Consider the following 20029-nt stretch of genomic DNA (forward strand, 5'->3'; position numbering starts at 1 on the left):
ATGGAAAATAGGAAACACGCTTATCTTGTTATGGCCCATAACGAGCCGGAATTGTTGTGTAGGTTGCTACGGTGTTTGGATGATGAACGCAACGATATTTATCTCCATTTGGATTTAAAGTTCGACGCCGTTTCAGAAGAAGAATTAAAAAATCAATGCCAATTTTCCAAGGTATATTTTATTGAGCGAAAACCGATTTATTGGTCTGGGTATAGCCAAATTGATTGTGAATTAAGACTACTCAAAGCAGCTGTTTCCAAGGGGTACGCCTATTATCACCTGTTGTCAGGGGTAGATCTGCCCCTTAAAAGTCAGGACTATATTCACAACTTTTTCAAAGAACACGATGGAAAACAGTTTTTGTCGGTAACTAAAGTAAAAAACTGGAAAATAGCAAGCCGTTTTAAGTACTACCATTTTATTGAAATCAACAAAAGGTTGCCCAGGAAATGGTCTCGATCTCTGAGATATCCTTTTGCCATGCTACAGACCTGCCTGTTTATTAATCGATTCAGGAACAGTGAATTAAAAGATTTTTACTGGGGACAGGCCTGGTTCAGTATTACGCATGATTTTGCCAAGTATATCGTGGGTAAGGAACCATTCATTGCCGCGAACTTCGATCATGGTTTCTTTAACGACGAAGTTTTTATGCAGACCTTGTTGATGAACTCCGAATTTAAGGATACGTGGTCGCCCATGGGCTATATGCGATTGATTGACTGGGACAGGGGAAAACCTTATACGTGGACGTCCGAGGAATTGGAAGAACTGTTGGCAACCGACGCGCTCTTTAGTCGTAAATTCTCTATGAATACAGACGCTGCATTGGTGGATAATATCATTCAAGAAATCTCCAAATAAAATAGCCATTCCAATTCATTTCACCATAAAATTTTAGAGTTTATAAAGAGCTGTTCTTAGCAGTACACCTATTTTTGATGGAATGCAGTTTTGATGGGATTGCATGCCATTCATCTGTATCTCCCTAATGGTAAATTCTAGTAAGCACTGTCTTTCTTGTAGCTTATATACTAATTATATTGTAAGGTTTTGTTCACTCAATTATAGCCGGAATAGTATGTTTTAGCTACATGCTATGCTGTGGGTAAACCTGAATTTCGTCCCCTTTATTTCCTATTTATTTTTTGTCCAGATAAGGAAAGCGGTATCAATGATGTGTACATGGTCGTTGAACGGGAAACTTTTTGGTTTAATCGAATAAAAATGCTCCAATTCCCCAGCAGCAGACTATTCTTTTATTTTTGAATGCTAGAAAAAACCTGGCCAAAATTGCTATGATTTATTTCAACACCATGGAAAAAAATTACTTCTCAAATGCATTTAGGGTATCACTTATAGCCCTTGTTTTTTTACTATGCGCTTTCAACTCAAACGTAAATGCGCAGATCAATTTTGATCAAAGTCAGCTGAATTTTAATGGAAACGTTTCGGCAGGGATTACCTCGTTGATGTATGGTCCTGACGGTAGATTGTATGTTGCCGAGTACCCAGGTACGATTAAAATTTATACCATACAGCGGAACAGTTCCACGGATTATGAAGTAATCGGAGTGGAGTCCTTGTCCGGGGTGAAGAATATTGTAAATCATGATGATGATGGGACACCATGTAGCGGTTCTGGGAATGCTTGTTCCAGTAGGGAGACAACTGGGCTAACAGTTGTGGGGACAGCATCGAACCCAGTAATTTACGTGTCTTCAAGTGATTTCCGAATTGGAGCGGGATCTGGAGGAGGAAATGGTGATGTAGGTTTGGATACCAACTCTGGTGTTATTACCAGGTTGAGTTGGAACGGAAGTTCGTGGGATGTAATCGATTTGGTAAGAGGTTTGCCTCGTTCCGAAGAAAACCATGCGACCAATGGTTTGGAAGTAACCACGATCAATGGAACGGAATATTTGATTGTCGCCCAAGGCGGACATACCAATGGAGGTGGTCCATCCACCAACTTTGTATACACCTGTGAATACGCATTATCGGGTGCTATCTTGGCCATAAATTTGGATGCCATCAATAGTTTGCCAGAGCAAACTGATGGAAATGGTCGTAAGTATGTGTACGATTTGCCCACCTTGGACGACCCGACAAGGGCCAACGTCAATGGAATCGAAGATCCAGACGACCCAGGCTATAATGGGATAGATATAAATGACCCTTGGGGAGGAAATGATGGTCTAAACCAAGCTATTGTAGACCCTACGGGACCGGTACAGATTTTATCGCCCGGCTACCGAAACGCTTACGACCTGGTGGTTACACAAAGTGGAGCTTTATACGTTACCGATAATGGCGCTAACCAAGGTTGGGGAGGTTTTCCCGTGAACGAAGGTACGGCCAATGTAACCAATGCATATGACCCTGCAGAGCCTGGCAGCCAATCAGCAACCCCCGACGGTGAGTTTATCAACAACTTAGATCACTTGGAATTGGTGACCACAGATCTTCAATCTTATGTTTTCGGGAGTTTTTATGGTGGACACCCCAACCCAGTAAGGGCCAACCCTACGGGGGCGGGATTGTATACTGACCCCGATGGTGGTCTTACCCCAGTATTTCGAACGCTAACATACGATCCAGATGGGTCAACTCCTGGATCAACAACTAATCCCGCGCTTGCCTTGCCAGCAGATTGGCCTCCGGTGCAAACGGCAAATGTGGTGGAAGGTGATTGGAGGGGACCAGGGTTGCCAAATCCGGAAGGGCCTGATGACCAACCTGTGGTTACTTGGGGAACCAATACCAATGGAATCGATGAATATACCGCCAGTAACTTTGGCGGCATTATGCAAGGAGATTTGATCGCAGGTGTCAATACCGGAACATTACGCCGCGTGGAGCTCAATGCCAATGGAACCTTGGAGAATTTTACTCCTAATTTTGCAAGTGGGCTTGGAGGAGATGCTTTGGGTATCACCTGTAATGGGGATGGGGAAATATTTCCCGGAACCATCTGGGCAGGTACGTTAAATGGACTTATCATTGTTTTGGAACCCGCTGATTTTATCGAGTGCGATAATCCAGCTGGAGATCCCTTGGCGGATTTTGATAGTGATGGTTACACCAATCAAGATGAGTTGGACAACGGTACTGATCCCTGTAATGGAGGTTCACAACCTTCAGATTTTGACAAATCGGCAGGAGCCCCATTTGTGTCCGACCTAAACGATCCTGATGATGATAATGATGGTATTTTGGATGCAAACGACCCATTCCAAATCGGTGACCCCACCGTAGGCGGCAGTGATGCGTTTTCGCTTCCCGTCAACAATGACCTTTTCAATACCCAACAAGGTCTTGGGGGTATTTTTGGTCTTGGAATGACAGGTCTGATGAACAATGGTGATCCTAATCCTAACTATTTGGACTGGTTGGATAGAAGGGACGACCCGAACGACCCCAACCCCAACGACGTATTGGGTGGTGCACCAGGTTTAATGACCTCCCACATGACCTCGGGTACTGCAAATGGAGCAGTCAACACACAAGAAAAGGGATATCAATATGGAGTGCAGGTAGACCAAAATACAGGTGTATTCACCGTAATCGGGAATCTAGTCAATTTGGAAGGCCCTTTACGTATTTACGGTAATACCGCAGCAGTAGGCGGTGAATTGGGACACTTTATCGGAGATGGTACTCAGAGTAACTTCATTAAGATGGTGCTTACCGAAAATGGTATCACTGCCCTTCAAGAAATCAACGATGTGCCCCAGTCGCCTATCAATATCCCAATTGCGGAAGTAAACCGCCCAAGTAATGAAGTGATTTTCTACTTTGTGGTCGACCCTTCCAATGGGGAAGTGACATTACAATATGAACTGGATGGCGGTGGCCGTTTGACGGTCGGAACCATTACCGCTCAAGGAAGTATTCTTGATGCCATTCAACAAACCAATCAAGATTTGGCAGTTGGATTTATGGGTACCTCCAATACCCCTGGTGTGGAATTGGAAGGTACGTGGGATTTCTTGAATGTTTTGGGCGAACAGCCCACGCTGTTCCAAGAAATTCCGGATATTACCCAGGCAGTCGATGCTGCTGACGAAATCATTGATTTAGATCCCTTTTTTGAGGATGATTTTGGCGATGGCAATCTAACCTATAGTGTTCAAGGGAATACGGACCCCACTATTGGAGCCATTGTTAATGATAATGAATTGACCTTATCGTTCCCATCCACTACGACGATAACGGATATCACTATAAGGGCTACGGATGTAGATGGATTTTTTGTGGAGGATACCTTTAATGTAACCGTAACAGATGCTCCAGTGGTGCTATTTAGGGTCAATGCAGGAGGACCGGAGTTACCCGCCATTGATGGTGGATTGCCATGGTCGGCAGACGAATTGGGCAACAGTTCGCCTTATTTGACCATTGCGGGTACCGACCAAGTTTTTGTGAGCTCTTCCTTGCCAGCAGATGGTGCTGTAGACCAATCTACCACGCCATTGGAAATTTATGCAACCGAACGATTTGATGCGATTCCAGGTCTTCCTAACCTTACCTATGAATTCCCCGTGCCAGAGGCAGGTAACTATGAGGTGCGTCTCTATATGGGAAATAGTTTTCAAGGAACATCAGAGGCAGGTGAACGTATTTTTGATGTGGCCATCGAGGGTACTATTTTACCCTTATTGAACGATATCGACCTTTCTGGTACTTATGGTCATCAAATTGGAACGGTGATAACCCATACCCTAAAAGTGACCGATGGTACGTTGAGCATAAGTTTTTCACACGGTGCCATAGAAAACCCACTGATCAATGCCATCGAAATTTTGGATGCCTTTGAAAATGATACGCCTATATATGTAAACCCGATTGCTGATCAGTTAGGTAATGCTGGAGAGCAGTTAAATGGTAGTTTAGGGGTTCAAGCCTTTGGAGGTGACGGAAATCTACAATATTCCGCAACAGGACTGCCTCCTGGATTGGTCATAGAACCGACCAACGGACAAATAGGGGGTACTATTGATGCGAGCGCACCTGCAGGTAGCCCTTACAATGTAACGGTTACGGTTGACGACAGCGATGGCCTGACCAGTGATACTGTTTCCATCAACTTTACTTGGATTATTACAGAAACATTTGCTATTCGAATCAATGCAGGAGGTAATCAGGTGAGCCCCACCGATATTGGACCCAAGTGGGAGGACAACTCTGTAAATGGGCCTCAAACGGGAGGTAACTTTGCCGTAAATACGGGAACGATTACCAATTTCGCTGGTACTATCTACGAAAATAGGGATAGCTCTATACCTGCCTATATGGACAACGCTACATTTGCGGAAATTTTCCAAGAGGATCGTTATGATCCAGCTGCCGCTCCCGAAATGGAGTATACCATGGATGTAGAGAATGGGAACTACGTGGTGAATATATACACGGCCAATGCTTTTGACGAAGCCAACCAAGTAGGGGACCGTATCTTTGATATCCTTATTGAAGGTGTCGTGGTGGAAAGCAATTTTGATGTTATCGACCGCTTTGGCCATGAGGTAGCAGGTATGCTTTCCTATCCAGTCGAGGTTACTGATGGGGAATTGAATATCTTGTTCAATCACGGGCCTATAGAAAACCCTTCCTTGAATGCCATAGAGGTATTTAAAGTGGATACCAACAACCCAACCTTTACCTTGGCGGCCATTACCGATAGAACGAATGAGATTACCAATAATGTGACCATTAATGCTTCCGCTACCGGAGGTGATCCTGGTGAAAATGCAACCTATTATATTGCTGGACAGCCCGATGGGGTAACCATAAATCCATCCACGGGTGAGATTTCTGGAACCATCTCTGTGGCTGCCGCAAGCGGAGGTCCTAATAACGATGGTGTTCACACGGTGGTCGTCACTGCCATGAAACCTTTGTCTGCACCTTCAAGTCAAGTGTTTACCTGGACCATCGATTCACAGTATTTGTGGAATGACAAAAACGAAAATCTAAACTATACGGCTAGACACGAAAATTCCTTTGTACAGGCTGGTGATAAATTTTATTTGATGGGAGGTCGTGAAAATGCGAGAACCATTGATATCTATGACTACACCAGTAATACTTGGACTTCCTTGGTAGATTCTGCACCTTTTGAATTGAACCATTTTCAGGCCACGGAATATAACGGACTCATTTGGGTTATTGGAGCCTTCAAAACCAATAACTTCCCCAATGAGGTCCCTGCTGAATTTATATGGATATTCAACCCTGTAAGTCAAGAGTGGATACAAGGTCCCGAGATTCCTGAAAATAGAAGACGGGGATCTGCCGGATTGGTGGTCTATAATGATAAGTTTTACATCGTGGGCGGAAACACAGCAGGACACACCAGTGGATTTATCCCATGGTTTGATGAGTATGACCCGGCTACCGGCACTTGGACACCATTGGCCGATGCACCCATTGCACGGGATCACTTTGCTGCCGTGGTTATAGGAAACAAACTATATGTGGCTGCTGGTAGACAATCTGGAGGTGAGACCGCTTGGAGACCTACTATCTCTCAGGTCGATGTGTATGATTTTGCTGCGGGAACATGGAGCACCTTACCTAGCGGGCAAGATATCCCAACTACTCGTGGAGGAGCCTCTGCCGTCAACTTTAACAATAAATTGGTGGTAATCGGAGGAGAGGTACAGAATGAGGAAGTATATGGAGTGTTAACTGATGATGCCTTAAAAGTAACGGAGGAATTTGACCCCGTATCATCCTCATGGAAGCGATTGCCCGATATGAATTATGAGCGACATGGAACGCAAGCCATTGTATCTGGAAATGGGGTACATATTTTGGCTGGAGCGCCGAGTAGGGGAGGCGGAAACCAGAAAAACATGGAATTTTTAGGGGAAGACAATCCAGTCGGTACCCCTTCCGTTGCCAGCACACTTTCGGTACCTGCTACCGTTGTGGTGAATGATGGGGAAACCGTAAATGTGGATATTGGAGCCATAGATGGCAATGTGGGTCTATTTGTGAAGTCCATGGCAATTTCTGGCGCTAACGCTGCTGACTTCAGTATTTCATCCGGTGAATTGACCAATGCCTTGATAGGTGTTAACGATACCCATACCTTGAGTATTTCCTTGGCTGGAACCGGCGCGGATAGAACCGCTATATTGACCATTGATTACGGCAATTCAAATACGGCAAGCATTGCGTTGACCAATAATCCAGACGCCACCTTTGGCGTGACCAACCCTGGGGACCAATTTAATTATGAGAACGATGTGGTTTCCTTACAAATTGAAGCGACCAGCCCCAACGTCACTACCTACAGTGCAACAGGATTGCCACCAGATTTGACCATCGATGAAAATACAGGGGTAATCTCAGGAATCATTGACGACGGATTTGTAAGCGACGGCGGAACTGCATTCAACGAAGAAAACGGATTGGTCATTGTGGAGGCAGAATCTGGGGACACCACAGGTTGGGACATTACTACTTTGGATGGTGAAACTGGGATTATTGCGAACAACAACAGTTTAGGAAGTCAAAATGGGTCTACCATCCCGTATGAAATAAATATTACCCAAGCCGGTGTTTATCGCTTTAATTGGAGAAGTTTTTATTCAGGAGGAAGTCCAACGGATGAAAACGATAATTGGCTGCGTTTCCCAAATAATGATGATGTATGGTTTTTTGGCGCCAAGGATTTAGGTGGAAACTTTACCAATGAGCAAGCTATTATCGACAATTTGCAGGGGGCTCAAACAGGTATTGTTTTCCCAGGAGGAACCCCAAGGCAGACTCTAGCTACAACACCAGAGGGGCAAAGTAGCAATGGCTACCTAAAAATATACCGAAGTGGTGGTTCATCAGAGGTGTATGACTGGCAGGCACTCACTAGCGATAATGATGCACACGGTGTATACGTATGGTTTGTTAACCCAGGTACCTATACCATGGAAATATCCGAGCGTTCCGCAGGGCATGCTATCGATAGGTTTGCTCTTTACAAGGTTGGCGAATATGGTTACAATTATAATCCCGACAACTTGACAAATACACCGGAATCTCCCCAAGGAGGAGGAACCCAAGGCGACGGCGCAGCTGTTAACAGCCCGTATAGTGTATCCGTTACCGTAACCGATAATGGAGACCCTGTAGGCAATGAGACCATTGACTTTTTATGGTACGTGAGTGCAGGTGAGTTGATTGCAGCACCACAGGCTGATGTGACCACAGGTGTAGTGCCCTTAACGGTCAACTTCACTGGAAGCAACTCCTTGGATGATGTGGGGGTAACCAGTTATCTATGGGACTTTAAGGATGGACCCGGTTCCACTTCTACAGATGCAGACCCCACCTACGTCTTTAATAGTATAGGTACTTACGAAGTAGACCTTACTGTTGGTGATATCGACGGAAATTCGGACACCAAGAGCATAACCATTGAGGTAACGGGTACGGGTGTACCTCCCGTTGCCGTGGCAACAGCAAGTGTTACAGAGGGCGAAGCTCCTTTGGAAGTCATTTTTACAGGTAGTACCTCTTCTGACGATTTGGATATCGATAGCTATGCCTGGGATTTTGGGGATGGTAGCCTGTCTGCGGAAACGGACCCCACCCATGTGTACACCACACCGGGAATCTATACCGCGATCTTGACGGTTACCGACATCGAAGGACTGACGGATACCGCTGAAATCACTATCACGGTGAATCAACCTAATGATCCACCAGTGGCTGTTGCTACAGCCTCTCAAGAATCAGGAGTGGCACCATTGCAGGTTGATTTTACGGGAAGTGGTTCTTCCGACGATATAGGTATTATTAGCTACGATTGGGACTTTGCCGATGGCGGTACGTCCACCGAACAAAACCCTTCATACATCTTTAACGCAACAGGTGTGTACGAGGTGGTGTTAACCGTAACCGATGGAGGAGGATTGACAGCCACGGATACGGTGACCATTACAGTGACCAATCAAAACCCGATTGCTGTTATCGCGGCGACACCAGATTCTGGGGAGGCACCTTTGGAGGTTTCGTTCACTGGAAGCGGTTCAACCGATAATATCGGAGTGGCATCCTATGCGTGGGACTTTGGGGATGGAAATACCTCCACAGAGGCAGATCCTCTTCATACCTATACCGAGCCCGGTAATTATACCGCCGAACTTACGGTAACCGATACGGAAGGAGCAACCGCAACAGCTTCTGTACTTATCCAGGTTACCCAGGAGGGAGGCAACCAGGCGCCTGTGGCAGTGGCCACAGCGAATCCTGCAGAAGGTGTAGCGCCACTTGCTGTTATCTTTAACAGTGGCGGTTCTACGGATGATTTGGGTATCGAATCCTATTTCTGGGACTTTACTGATGGTAGGACATCAACTGATCAGAATCCTAATCTTTCGTTTAATACACCAGGGGAGTATATCGTGAGCCTTACGGTGACCGATGCTGGGGGATTGTCCGATACAGATACCGTAACGATTATCGTATCCGAACCGAATAGCAACCAAGCACCTAACGCGGTGGCTTCGGCTACCCCGCTGAGTGGAAATGTGCCCTTGGAGGTCACTTTTACAGGAAGTACTTCCACCGACGATGATGCAGTGGTAAGCTATGCTTGGAACTTTGATGATGGGGCCTCTTCCACTGAGGCAGACCCTGTACATACCTATACCAATGTGGGCACCTATTCGGCCGTGTTGACGGTAACCGATGCAGAAGGACTTACAGCTACTGATACCGTAACCATAACAGTTACCGAAGTAGGAAATACGAATCAAGCGCCTGTCGCAGTCGTATCCGCAACACCAGAAAGTGGAGAAGCGCCTTTGGAGGTAACATTTACCGGAAGCAATTCTACAGATGACGTTGCTGTAGTGAGCTATGCTTGGGATTTTGGGGATGAGACGTCTTCCACGGAAGCGGACCCAACCCATACCTATACAGCTCCTGGCACTTATACCGCCGAACTTACTGTGACCGATGGTGAAGGGTTGACTAATACGGCATCTATTAACATCGAAGTCACTGAGCCAAATGAGCCCAATACGAATGAGCCTAGTTCCACAAAGGCCATTATCGCTCCGAACCCAGTACCGATTACGGAAGATTTTGCCAGTATTCAACTTAGTGACCTGCCGGATGAAGTGGTGGTGACCAAAATCCACTTACATGATTCGACAGGCAGGCTTGTGGGCACATACAATCCGGCTCAACTGTTTAACGCAGAATTTGAGACCTACAGAATACCCATATTTACCTTGCGTAGTGGATTGTATTACGCTACTATTGAATTAAGTAGTGGAGACCCAATAGGCATTAAGTTCTTGGTTTCCAATTAAGAAATGAGTTATAAATACTAAAAAGGCCTCCAATTTGGAGGCCTTTTTTTATGTTTTTACCCTCTAGGCAAAGAGTTACAAAGGGGAAGTCTTTGGCCGAAAAACGGTTTATTGGGTTGTTTTTACGGTCGTTTTAAAAGGCTGTTCGGGGTAATTTAGGTAACATATTGACAATAGGTTGCCTAGATGACAAAAAGCCCTTGTTTCCTTTTTAACTGGTTGATTTAACACCAAGCAGCTTTGAGTGGTTAAACTTTTAGGGGTTGAGCGTTTAAGTTGCTTAAATACCTCTGGAAAACAAAATCGTAGAAAGCGTTTTGAATATGATCCGTAGGTCCAGTACAATGGATTTGTTCTTGATGTAATAGAGGTCGTATTCCAGTTTTCTAATGGAGTCCTCCAAATTCTCCCCATACTTGTATTTTACCTGAGCCCAACCGGATATGCCGGGCTTCACCAAGTGCCTCACATTATAAAAGGGCGTAACCTCATTGAGCTTATCCACAAATACCTTTCTTTCAGGGCGTGGCCCAATAAAGGACATATCTCCACGAATAATGGACCATACCTGAGGCAGCTCATCCACCCTGAACTTACGGAGTACTTTTCCAAACTTGGTCACCCTAGCATCGTTTTTGGTGGCCATTTTGGCACCTTTTTTCTCAGCATCCACCACCATCGACCTAAATTTGAACACTTTATACTCCTTACCATGTTTGCCCACCCTTAATTGGGTATAAAAGAGCGGCCCTGGATTTAAAAATAGGTTCAACAGAAAAACAAACGGAATCGATAACAAAAAGGCAAGCCCGGAAATAAATGTCAAAAAGAAATTGAAGGTGAAATTGGCGATTCCTTGGATGTAGTGGATTTTGTTATTGCTCAACTGCAAGACTTCATAAAGGCTGTCATTGTGGGAATCAATGGGCAATGCTTCGTAGGTACTTTCATAAAAAGAGGTATAGGTAAGTACCTCTTTGCCAGCCAAAAGCGAGTTTACGAGCATGTTTTCCATTTGTTTGGAAAAATGGTTATAACTCCTTGTGTTGATGATCAATGAATCAATATTGTTCTCCAATAATTTGTTTTCACTTATGGGATCGCTATTATCCGAATTGAGATAAGTGGACACCACTTTATAGTAGGTTTCATTGCCCTCCTCACCATTAATGTTGTTCACATTTTTCTGCAATGAATCCTCAGTGGAGGCATCATAAATATAAAGTACCCGCTTTACCGTGGGCACAAATTTGAATATATAATTAAAGAGCAAGCGCCACAGGGAAAGCTGGATAGGGCAGAAAATCATGAAAACCAAAAGGTACAATTGCCAATAGGCAAAGGCAAAGAAAAAGGTGGTGATAAAGACGATGGAAATCGTGAACAAAAAGGTAATGGTGAAAATCCGGATAATGGAATAGGTTACTGATTTTGGTACCTTTTCCAAGTTATAGGTCTCAAAAATATAGGCCAACAAAAAATAAATGACCACCCCGATTCCAACAATGGCAATTTGATAGAACAAAGGTTCTTCGTTCTGGTAATCGACTGCCCTTAAAACAAAGTTTCTAAGTGATAGACCGATTAGGGTAAGGTCACCTAAAAATAGGATGGATTTTCGTTCAAGAGTATTCAGTAGAGGTTTTGTACTCATAGGTTATGGGCCAAATAAGGTATCGGTATTTGTTTTTTGCGCAAAGGCCAAAGGTAAAAATCTAATAAACAAACGTTCAATTTTAGGGTTTAATATACAAACACCCGATTTTTTTGACGTTGGACGAAAAGTATTATTGGTAGGCTTCTTCTGGGGTTTTTAATTCTATTTTTGGGTAAACCTAACATTCATTTTGTTATGACCAAGAACAATCTTCGCATCAATAAAATGTTCCCCGTACGGTTGGTTTTTATAATCGATGTGCTGTTGACCAGTGTGTCCTTTGTACTTTCCTACTTTCTGTGCTCTCTTATCCTACCAGATATCTGGAAACATGGAATGTTGATTCAATTGCCCATTATTGTTGCGCTTACCTCTTTGATTTTTCTGTTTATCGGTATTTATAAAGGCTACGTAAAGTATGATACCGTCCGCGAGGTCTATAGCATTTTCAACGCTATTTGTTTGGCTAATATTTTGACCATTATTTTGGTGGTGGTCAATGGAAAGCTGTTCATGGAAAAGGATTTGATGGTTCCGCTTTCTATTATCATTGTACACAGTATTTTGAGTTTTAGCGCATTGGCCATATCCCGATACACCTACAAGTACATTACGCTAAAAGTGTCCAAGCACATTAAGAATTCCTCCGTTTTAGTATACAACAATACCTTGGAAGTAAGAAAACTGAAGTCTATGATTTCGCTTCTCGAAGAACGAAATGGAGAGAACAATCAATTTTTGGTACTCAATAGCGACCATTTCGTAAAGCGTTTTAGCGACAAATATATTTCCAAAGTGGATTCTTGGTACATTCATGAAGACCTATTGAGAACCGATGATGATCAGTATATGGAATTTATAGATCGGATCCTGAACCAGAACGAGACCGTCTATTTGGTCAATTTGGTAAAAAATTCAGAATCATTCGAGTATGAACTCACCTTGATCAATGTGAACGAAAATGGCGTTCTGGTGGAGAAGAAAAGAAAGGTCAAGGAGAAGAAAGTGTTTACAGAAGAAAAAGCAAGCGTAAACGAAAACTTGTCCATACCCATTGGCAACAACCCCAATTTTCTAAACCAACAATCCGTTTAAGAGTCTTTCCATTGATCTTTGGCGTAGCAGCGTTGCATATTTAACCTCTACAAGAATTAAATTCAAGCCAAACCCTCCTAATATACTACTTTAACACGAATACCTTTACAAGCTCTAAACCATTGATTGATAGGCTTCTGCTTCTATATGAAGTTCATCGATCTTTATGGTAGTTGGTCTAATTGCCTCCTTCCGATAATGCAGGCTCACGCCCGTGATATATCTTCGTAGCGTTCCCCATGTAATAGTTCATTTGGATATGAAACATCAGATTATTTGGGGAGTATTTCTCTCCGCTTTACGCAACGTACTTCGTTAACCAAACCAACACTAAAATGAAAGAACACTACTCCGCAGTGCATAGGTTCGTGGGATTCCTTTGCCTGTTTTTCCTATTAATTTATGGACCTTCACTATCAGCACAGGTGAGCTTTTCACAGACCTTGCTGAATTATAACGGAAATCAAAATTTAAGCGGTGGCGTGACCGGCATGATGTTTGGGCCCGATAACCGACTCTATGTGACCTCACTTCACGGAAAAGTGAACATTTTTAGCATCGAACGAAACGGGACCAACGATTATCAGGTGACCGATGTGGAAGTATTGGATGATATTCAAGACATTGTGAACCATGATGATGACGGCACAGCCTGCAGCGGAAGTTTTTTTCAGTGCAATAACAGGGAAACCATTGGAATAGTGGTTACAGGATCGGCCCAAAATCCTGTCTTTTATGTATCCTCCAGTGACGTTAGAATCGGTGCCGGTTCGGGAGGAGGAAACGGCGATGTGGGCCTGGATACCAATTCGGGGGTTATTACAAGATTCAGCTGGACCGGTAGTTCATGGGATGTGGTGGATATTGTTCGAGGCTTGCCTAGATCAGAGGAGAATCACGCCACTAATGGATTGGATTTAGTTACTATTGGAGGTAAACCCTATTTATTGGTCGCACAGGGCGGACATACTAATGGAGGAGGGCCTTCGGTAAACTTTGTTTTTTCTACTGAGTATGCACTTGCTGCGGCTGTTTTGGCCATAGACCTTGAAGCTATTGACAGTTTACCTGTTCAATTGGACAATGGAAGAAAATATATCTACGATTTGCCAACACTCGATGATCCCACACGTCCGAATGCCAATGGCATTACCGACCCGGACACTCCTGGATACGACGGTGTAGACGTTAACGACCCCTGGGGGGGTAATGATGGCTTGAACCAGGCCAAAGTGGTGCCCAATGGACCTGTTAAAATACTTTCGCCAGGATATAGGAATGCTTATGATTTAGTTGTGACCAAATCGGGTGCCCTATATGTAACCGACAATGGAGCCAATGGGGGATGGGGCGGTTTTCCTGTAAATGAAGGAACTGCCAACGTCAATAACGATTATGATCCCAACGAGCCAGGAAGTCAATCCTATTCTGGCGGTGAACACATCAACAATAAAGACCATCTGCAATTGGTGACTACGGACTTATCTTCCTACGTATTTGGGCAGTATTATGGAGGACATCCAAACCCTGTTAGGGCAAATCCCTCAGGTGCAGGGTTGTATACTGCTCCGGGAGATGGAAATGCGGGTGCTGTTTTTAGGACCCAGATATACGACCCAAGTTCACCGGGCAGTGGATATACTAGTAATCCCGCTATTGCACTTCCGGCAGATTGGCCTCCTGTTCCTTTGGAATTGGCCAATGTTGTTGAAGGGGACTGGCGTGGACCAGATGAGGATAATCCCGATGGGCCCTTGGACGGAGAAATAGCCGTTTGGGGAACAAATACCAATGGAATTGCAGAATACCGGGCATCAAACTTTAATGGCGCCATGCAAGGCGATTTATTGGCAACAGCCAGCAATGGAAATATCAGAAGGGTTCAGCTGACCGCTAATGGCCAATTGGAAAACCTGAACCAAAGCTTTTTGTCTGGGACCAAAGGATATATTTTGGGAATTGCCACGACCGATGACGATGAAATTTTTCCCGGAACCATTTGGACCGGCGATTTGAGCGGTAATATCCAGGTTTTTGAACCTCTTGATTTTGTAGAATGTATTTTACCGGGTAGTCCAGGTTATGAACCCACTGCGGATAACGATTTTGATGGCTATTCCAATCAGGATGAAATTGACAATGGTACCGATATCTGCAATGGGGGTTCCCAACCATCGGATTTTGATAGTTTGCAAGGAGGAACGCTGGTTTCCGATTTGAACGATACTGATGATGACTTCGATGGTATTCCGGATATTGAAGACCCTTTTCAATTAGGTGACCCGAGTACTGGAGGGAGTGATGCCTTTAACCTGCCCGTAGCCAATGACTTTTTTAATTATCAACAAGGATTGGGAGGTTATCTTGGTTTGGGACTCACCGGATTTATGAACAGCGGAATAGGAAACGGGAACTGGTTGAATTACATCGATAGGCGGGATGACCCCAATGACCCCAACCCTAATGATGTTATGGGCGGAGCACCAGGAATCGTTACGATGCACATGACATCAGGAACCGCTCTAGGAACCACCAATACTCAGGAAAAAGGACTGCAATATGGTGCCCAAGTCGATGCATCTACTGGGATTTTCCGGATTACTGGAGGTATGGTCGGATTCACAGGAGCTTCACGACTCTATGGAAATACGGCAGCAACCAATGGAGAACTGGGATTTTTTATTGGGGATGGAACCCAATCCAATTATATCAAATTTGTAGTCAATACCAATGGATTCGTTGTCCAACAAGAAATAAACGACATTCCCGGAACACCAATTTCCGTGGGTATTGCCGAATCCAATCGTCCCGAAAGCGGAATTTTGTTTCATTTTATAGTAGACCCAACGACCGGAACCGTAAACTTTGAATATCAAATTGATGGGGCTAGCCCTGTGCAAATTGGTGAAGTGAGCGCAATGGGCACTATATTGGAAGCCATTCAAAACCCAGGAACAGACTTGGCGCTAGGACTTATTGGAACTTCAAATACCGAAGGAGTGGAACTGGAGGGCAGCTGGGACTTTTTGAACATCAGTGGAAGTTCACCTACCGTAGTACAGAATATCTCCGATTTGGAAAAAATCGTTGGATCTTCTGATGAAATCATTGATTTAAACACCGTTTTTGATGATAATCAAGGAGTGGTAAATTTAAATTATGAGGTAACGAACAATACCAATCCTGAAATAGGAGCAGCTATAGTAGGCAGTACATTGACTATTTCATTCCCTTCAACCACCGCACAAAGTACGATTACCGTTAGGGCGACGGATGGTGAGTCCCTGTTTGTAGAAACATCATTCACAGTTACAGTGATAGAAGAAGGTATTGTATTGTATAGGGTGAATGCTGGTGGCCCTGCAATAACTTCCATTGACGACGGAATGGACTGGGTTGCTGATCAAACCTCGAATAACTCTCCCTTTTTGTCGGAACCCGGTTCAAATAGTACCTATGTGGGGGGTATAACCAATTTGCATTCTACTGTCGATGCGAATGTTGCCCCTTTGGGCATCTTCAATACGGAACGGTTTGATACAACAAGCGGAGCTCCGAATATGACCTATTCTTTTCCTGTTCCGAACAATGGTAACTATGAAATACGACTCTATATGGGGAACGGCTATTCGGGAACATCCCAGCCAGGAGATCGTATTTTTGATGTGCTGATAGAAGGAATTGACTTACCACTCTTAAAAGATATTGATCTGTCTGCTACATACGGACATGGAACGGGAGGTGTGGTCAGTCGCATTGTAAAAGTAAGTGATGGAGTCATTGATATAGAGTTTTTGCATGGTGCTATAGAAAATCCGCTAGTGAATGGAATAGAAATTTTGGATGTGGCCGATAACGATACCCCTATTTATGTGTTCGATATTCCAAATCAATCCAACAACCTCGGAGAGCAACTCGATGGAAGTTTGATTGTAGATGCCAATGGAGGTGATGGCAACCTCACCTTCACTGCTGAAGGCTTGCCGCCCGGACTCTTTATTGAACCTACCAATGGGCAAATTGGCGGTACCGTTGATGCAAATGCAGCACAAGGAAGCCCTTATGCGGTTACCATAACCATTGATGACAATGATGGCATAACCTCAGATGCTACCACGATAAACTTTCAATGGACCATAGAGGGAGAATATTTTTGGACAGATAAAAGTGAAAACCTTAACTATACCGCCCGACATGAAAATTCCTTTGTGCAGGCAGGAGACAAATTTTATCTCATGGGAGGTCGTGAAAATTCCCAGACCATTGACATTTATGATTACACAACAAATACATGGACATCGGTCGCCAACTCAGCTCCAATGGAATTCAACCATTTCCAAGCTACCGAGTATAAAGGCCTAATCTGGGTTATTGGTTCTTTTCAGACCAATGCTTTTCCAAACGAAGTTCCAGCTGAATTTATTTGGATGTTTGACCCTTCAAGTCAGGAGTGGATTCAAGGTCCCGAAATACCTGAAAACAGACGGAGAGGGTCCGCCGGATTGGTGGTCTATCAAGATAACTTCTTTATCCTAGGTGGAAATACAGATGGACATGATGGGGGATACGTACCGTGGTTTGATGTATATGACCCATCCACGGGAACATGGACTTCGTTAACCGATGCGCCTAGGGCAAGGGACCATTTTTCAGCGGTAATCATTGACGATAAGCTATATGCTGCTGGGGGAAGACTTTCTGGTGGTACGGGAGGAGTTTGGGCACCTACCATAGCCGAAGTCGATGTGTATGATTTTACAAACGGCACTTGGAGCACCTTACCTAGTGCACAAAATATTCCAACCCCCAGGGGCGGAGCCGCCACGGTCAATTTTAATGACAAATTGGTTGTTATTGGAGGAGAGGTTGAAGATGAGGTGGTATATGGTGTATTGACCGATGACGCCTTGAAGATTACAGAAGAATATGACCCAATTTCATCTTCCTGGACACGACTGCCCGACTTAAACCATGAAAGACATGGAACCCAAGCCATTGTTTCTGGCCCAGGGGTGCACATATTGGCAGGATCTCCGAGCAGGGGAGGAGGAAACCAAAAGAATATGGAGTTTTTGGGAATAGATGCCCCCGTAGGAACGCCAAGTCAGTCCAGTACATTACAAGCTCCTGAGAGCGTTGTTTTTGAGGATGCCCAACCGATAGAAATAGATTTATCTGTAGTGAATGGAAACGTCGGGATTTTTGTTCGCTCTATGGAAATTACTGGTGCCAACGCCTCGGATTTTAGTATTGATTCTGGGGAGCTTACGAATGTATTTCTTGGTCCGGGACAAACCCATGCCTTTACCGTTTCATTGGCAGGGGTTGATGAAACCAAAACTGCAACTTTGACTATTGAGCACGGTAACTCAGATACCACAATAATAGCGCTTAGCAATAATCCAGATGGTACGTTTACGGTGACCAATCCAGGTGATCAAAATAATAATGAGGGAGATATAGTTTCCTTACAAATTCAAGCGACCAGTACCAACACCCTCAGTTATAGTGCCACTGGATTACCACCCAACTTGACCATTGACGAAAATACAGGAGTTATTTCGGGTACTATTGACGGCGGTATGGTAAGTGATGGAGGAACAGCATTCAACGAAGAAAACGGATTGGTGATTGTGGAGGCCGAATCTGGCAGCACCGCTGGGTGGGATTTGACCACCTTGGACGGGGAAATAGGTATTATCGCCAATAACAACAGTTTTAGTGGTCAGAACGGGTCTACCATACCTTATGAAATCAACATTGCACAAGCAGGGGTGTATCGATTCAATTGGAGAAATTTTTATTCGGGAGGTAGCTCAACGGACGAAAACGACAACTGGTTGAGATTTCCGAACAACGACGATGTCTGGTTCTTTGGTTTTGACGAATCTGCTGGAAACCCCGGTAATGAGGCCGCCATAATTGCAAACCTCCAAGGTTCCCAGACGGATATCGTATTTCCGAGGGGAACATCAAGAATTACCACTGCAACCACTCCAGAAGGGTCAAGCAGTAACGGTTACTTGAAAATATATCGTAGTGGTGGTTCTTCCGAGGTCTATGACTGGCAAGCAAGGACCAGTGATAATGATCCCCATGGAATTTATATATGGTTCGTGAATCCAGGCACTTATACCATGGAAATATCCGAACGCTCCTCCGGCCATGCCATTGATCGTTTTGCCTTGTACAAGGTTGACCAATATGGCTTCAATTACAACCCCAACAATCTCACAGACCTTTCCGAATCACAAAAGGGAGGTAGTATGGGAGGTCCAGGGGCAGCGGACAATAGTCCATATAACGTATCCGTTACCGTAACCGATAACGGAAATCCTGGAGGTACCGAAACTGTTGATTTCATATGGTACGTTGGTCAAGTTGGAAGTAGCGGCGTTCCTACCGCAAATGCTTCTGCCGATATAACATCTGGCGACGCCCCGTTGGAGGTACAGTTTACGGGGAGCAATTCCGTGGACGATGTGGGGATAAGCAGTTACCAATGGAACTTTGGAGACGGCAGTGCGGTCTCGACGGATGCCGACCCTGTCCATACCTATGCCAATACGGGCACGTACAGTGCGGTTCTCACCGTTACCGATGCGAACGGTCAGACCGACACCGACACGGTTTCCATCAACGTGACGGGCCCCATCAGCGAGGGCGTGACAAGCCTTACCTTGGTGGATGCATCGACGGACACCGACCTTTTCAATATTTCCGATGGACAGCAGCTTGACCTGGGCCCCACGGGCGGGCAGTCGCTGAACGTTCGGGCGAATACCTTGGGCAATCCGGGTAGTGTGCTACTTCAATTAACAGGCCCAGAGACCGTTTCGCGCCGTGAAGGAGTGGCACCTTACGCACTGTTCGGGGATATATCGGGCAACTATGAAGCGCAGGACCTTCCCTTGGGAGACTACACCTTGACTGCCACGGCCTACAACGGTGG

5 protein-coding genes are annotated in these 20029 nt (G+C 44.7%); 4 read left to right on the top strand and 1 reads right to left on the bottom strand.

The genetic code is table 11. From position 1 onward, the window contains the following. Both EO130_RS06905 and EO130_RS06910 read left to right on the top strand, forming a co-directional pair. Positions 1-864, top strand: coding sequence for a beta-1,6-N-acetylglucosaminyltransferase (locus tag EO130_RS06905; RefSeq protein WP_127140796.1), 864 nt, complete (start codon positions 1-3; stop codon positions 862-864). A 434-nt stretch (positions 865-1298) separates the two neighbouring features. Continuing rightward, a complete protein-coding gene (locus EO130_RS06910; RefSeq protein WP_127140797.1) occupies positions 1299-10325 on the top strand; it encodes a PKD domain-containing protein in 9027 nt (3008 codons plus the stop codon). Positions 10326-10605: 280 nt separating this feature from the next. Here the strand turns inward: EO130_RS06910 and EO130_RS06915 are convergent, their stop codons facing one another. Then, positions 10606-11979, bottom strand: a complete 1374-nt coding sequence (locus EO130_RS06915) for an exopolysaccharide biosynthesis polyprenyl glycosylphosphotransferase (protein WP_127140798.1) — start codon at positions 11977-11979, stop codon at positions 10606-10608. Positions 11980-12177: 198 nt separating this feature from the next. On the opposite strand from EO130_RS06915, the gene EO130_RS06920 reads away from it, so the two are divergent. Next, positions 12178-13077: a hypothetical protein gene (locus tag EO130_RS06920; protein ID WP_127140799.1), complete on the top strand. Its 900-nt coding sequence runs from the start codon at positions 12178-12180 to the stop codon at positions 13075-13077. Between the two features lie 335 nt (positions 13078-13412). Next, positions 13413-20029: Kelch repeat-containing protein (locus EO130_RS06925; protein ID WP_127140800.1), on the top strand; the 6617-nt coding region annotated here is incomplete at its 3' end.

Source organism: Flagellimonas marinaquae, from assembly GCF_003992675.1.
Lineage (GTDB): Bacteria > Bacteroidota > Bacteroidia > Flavobacteriales > Flavobacteriaceae > Flagellimonas > Flagellimonas marinaquae.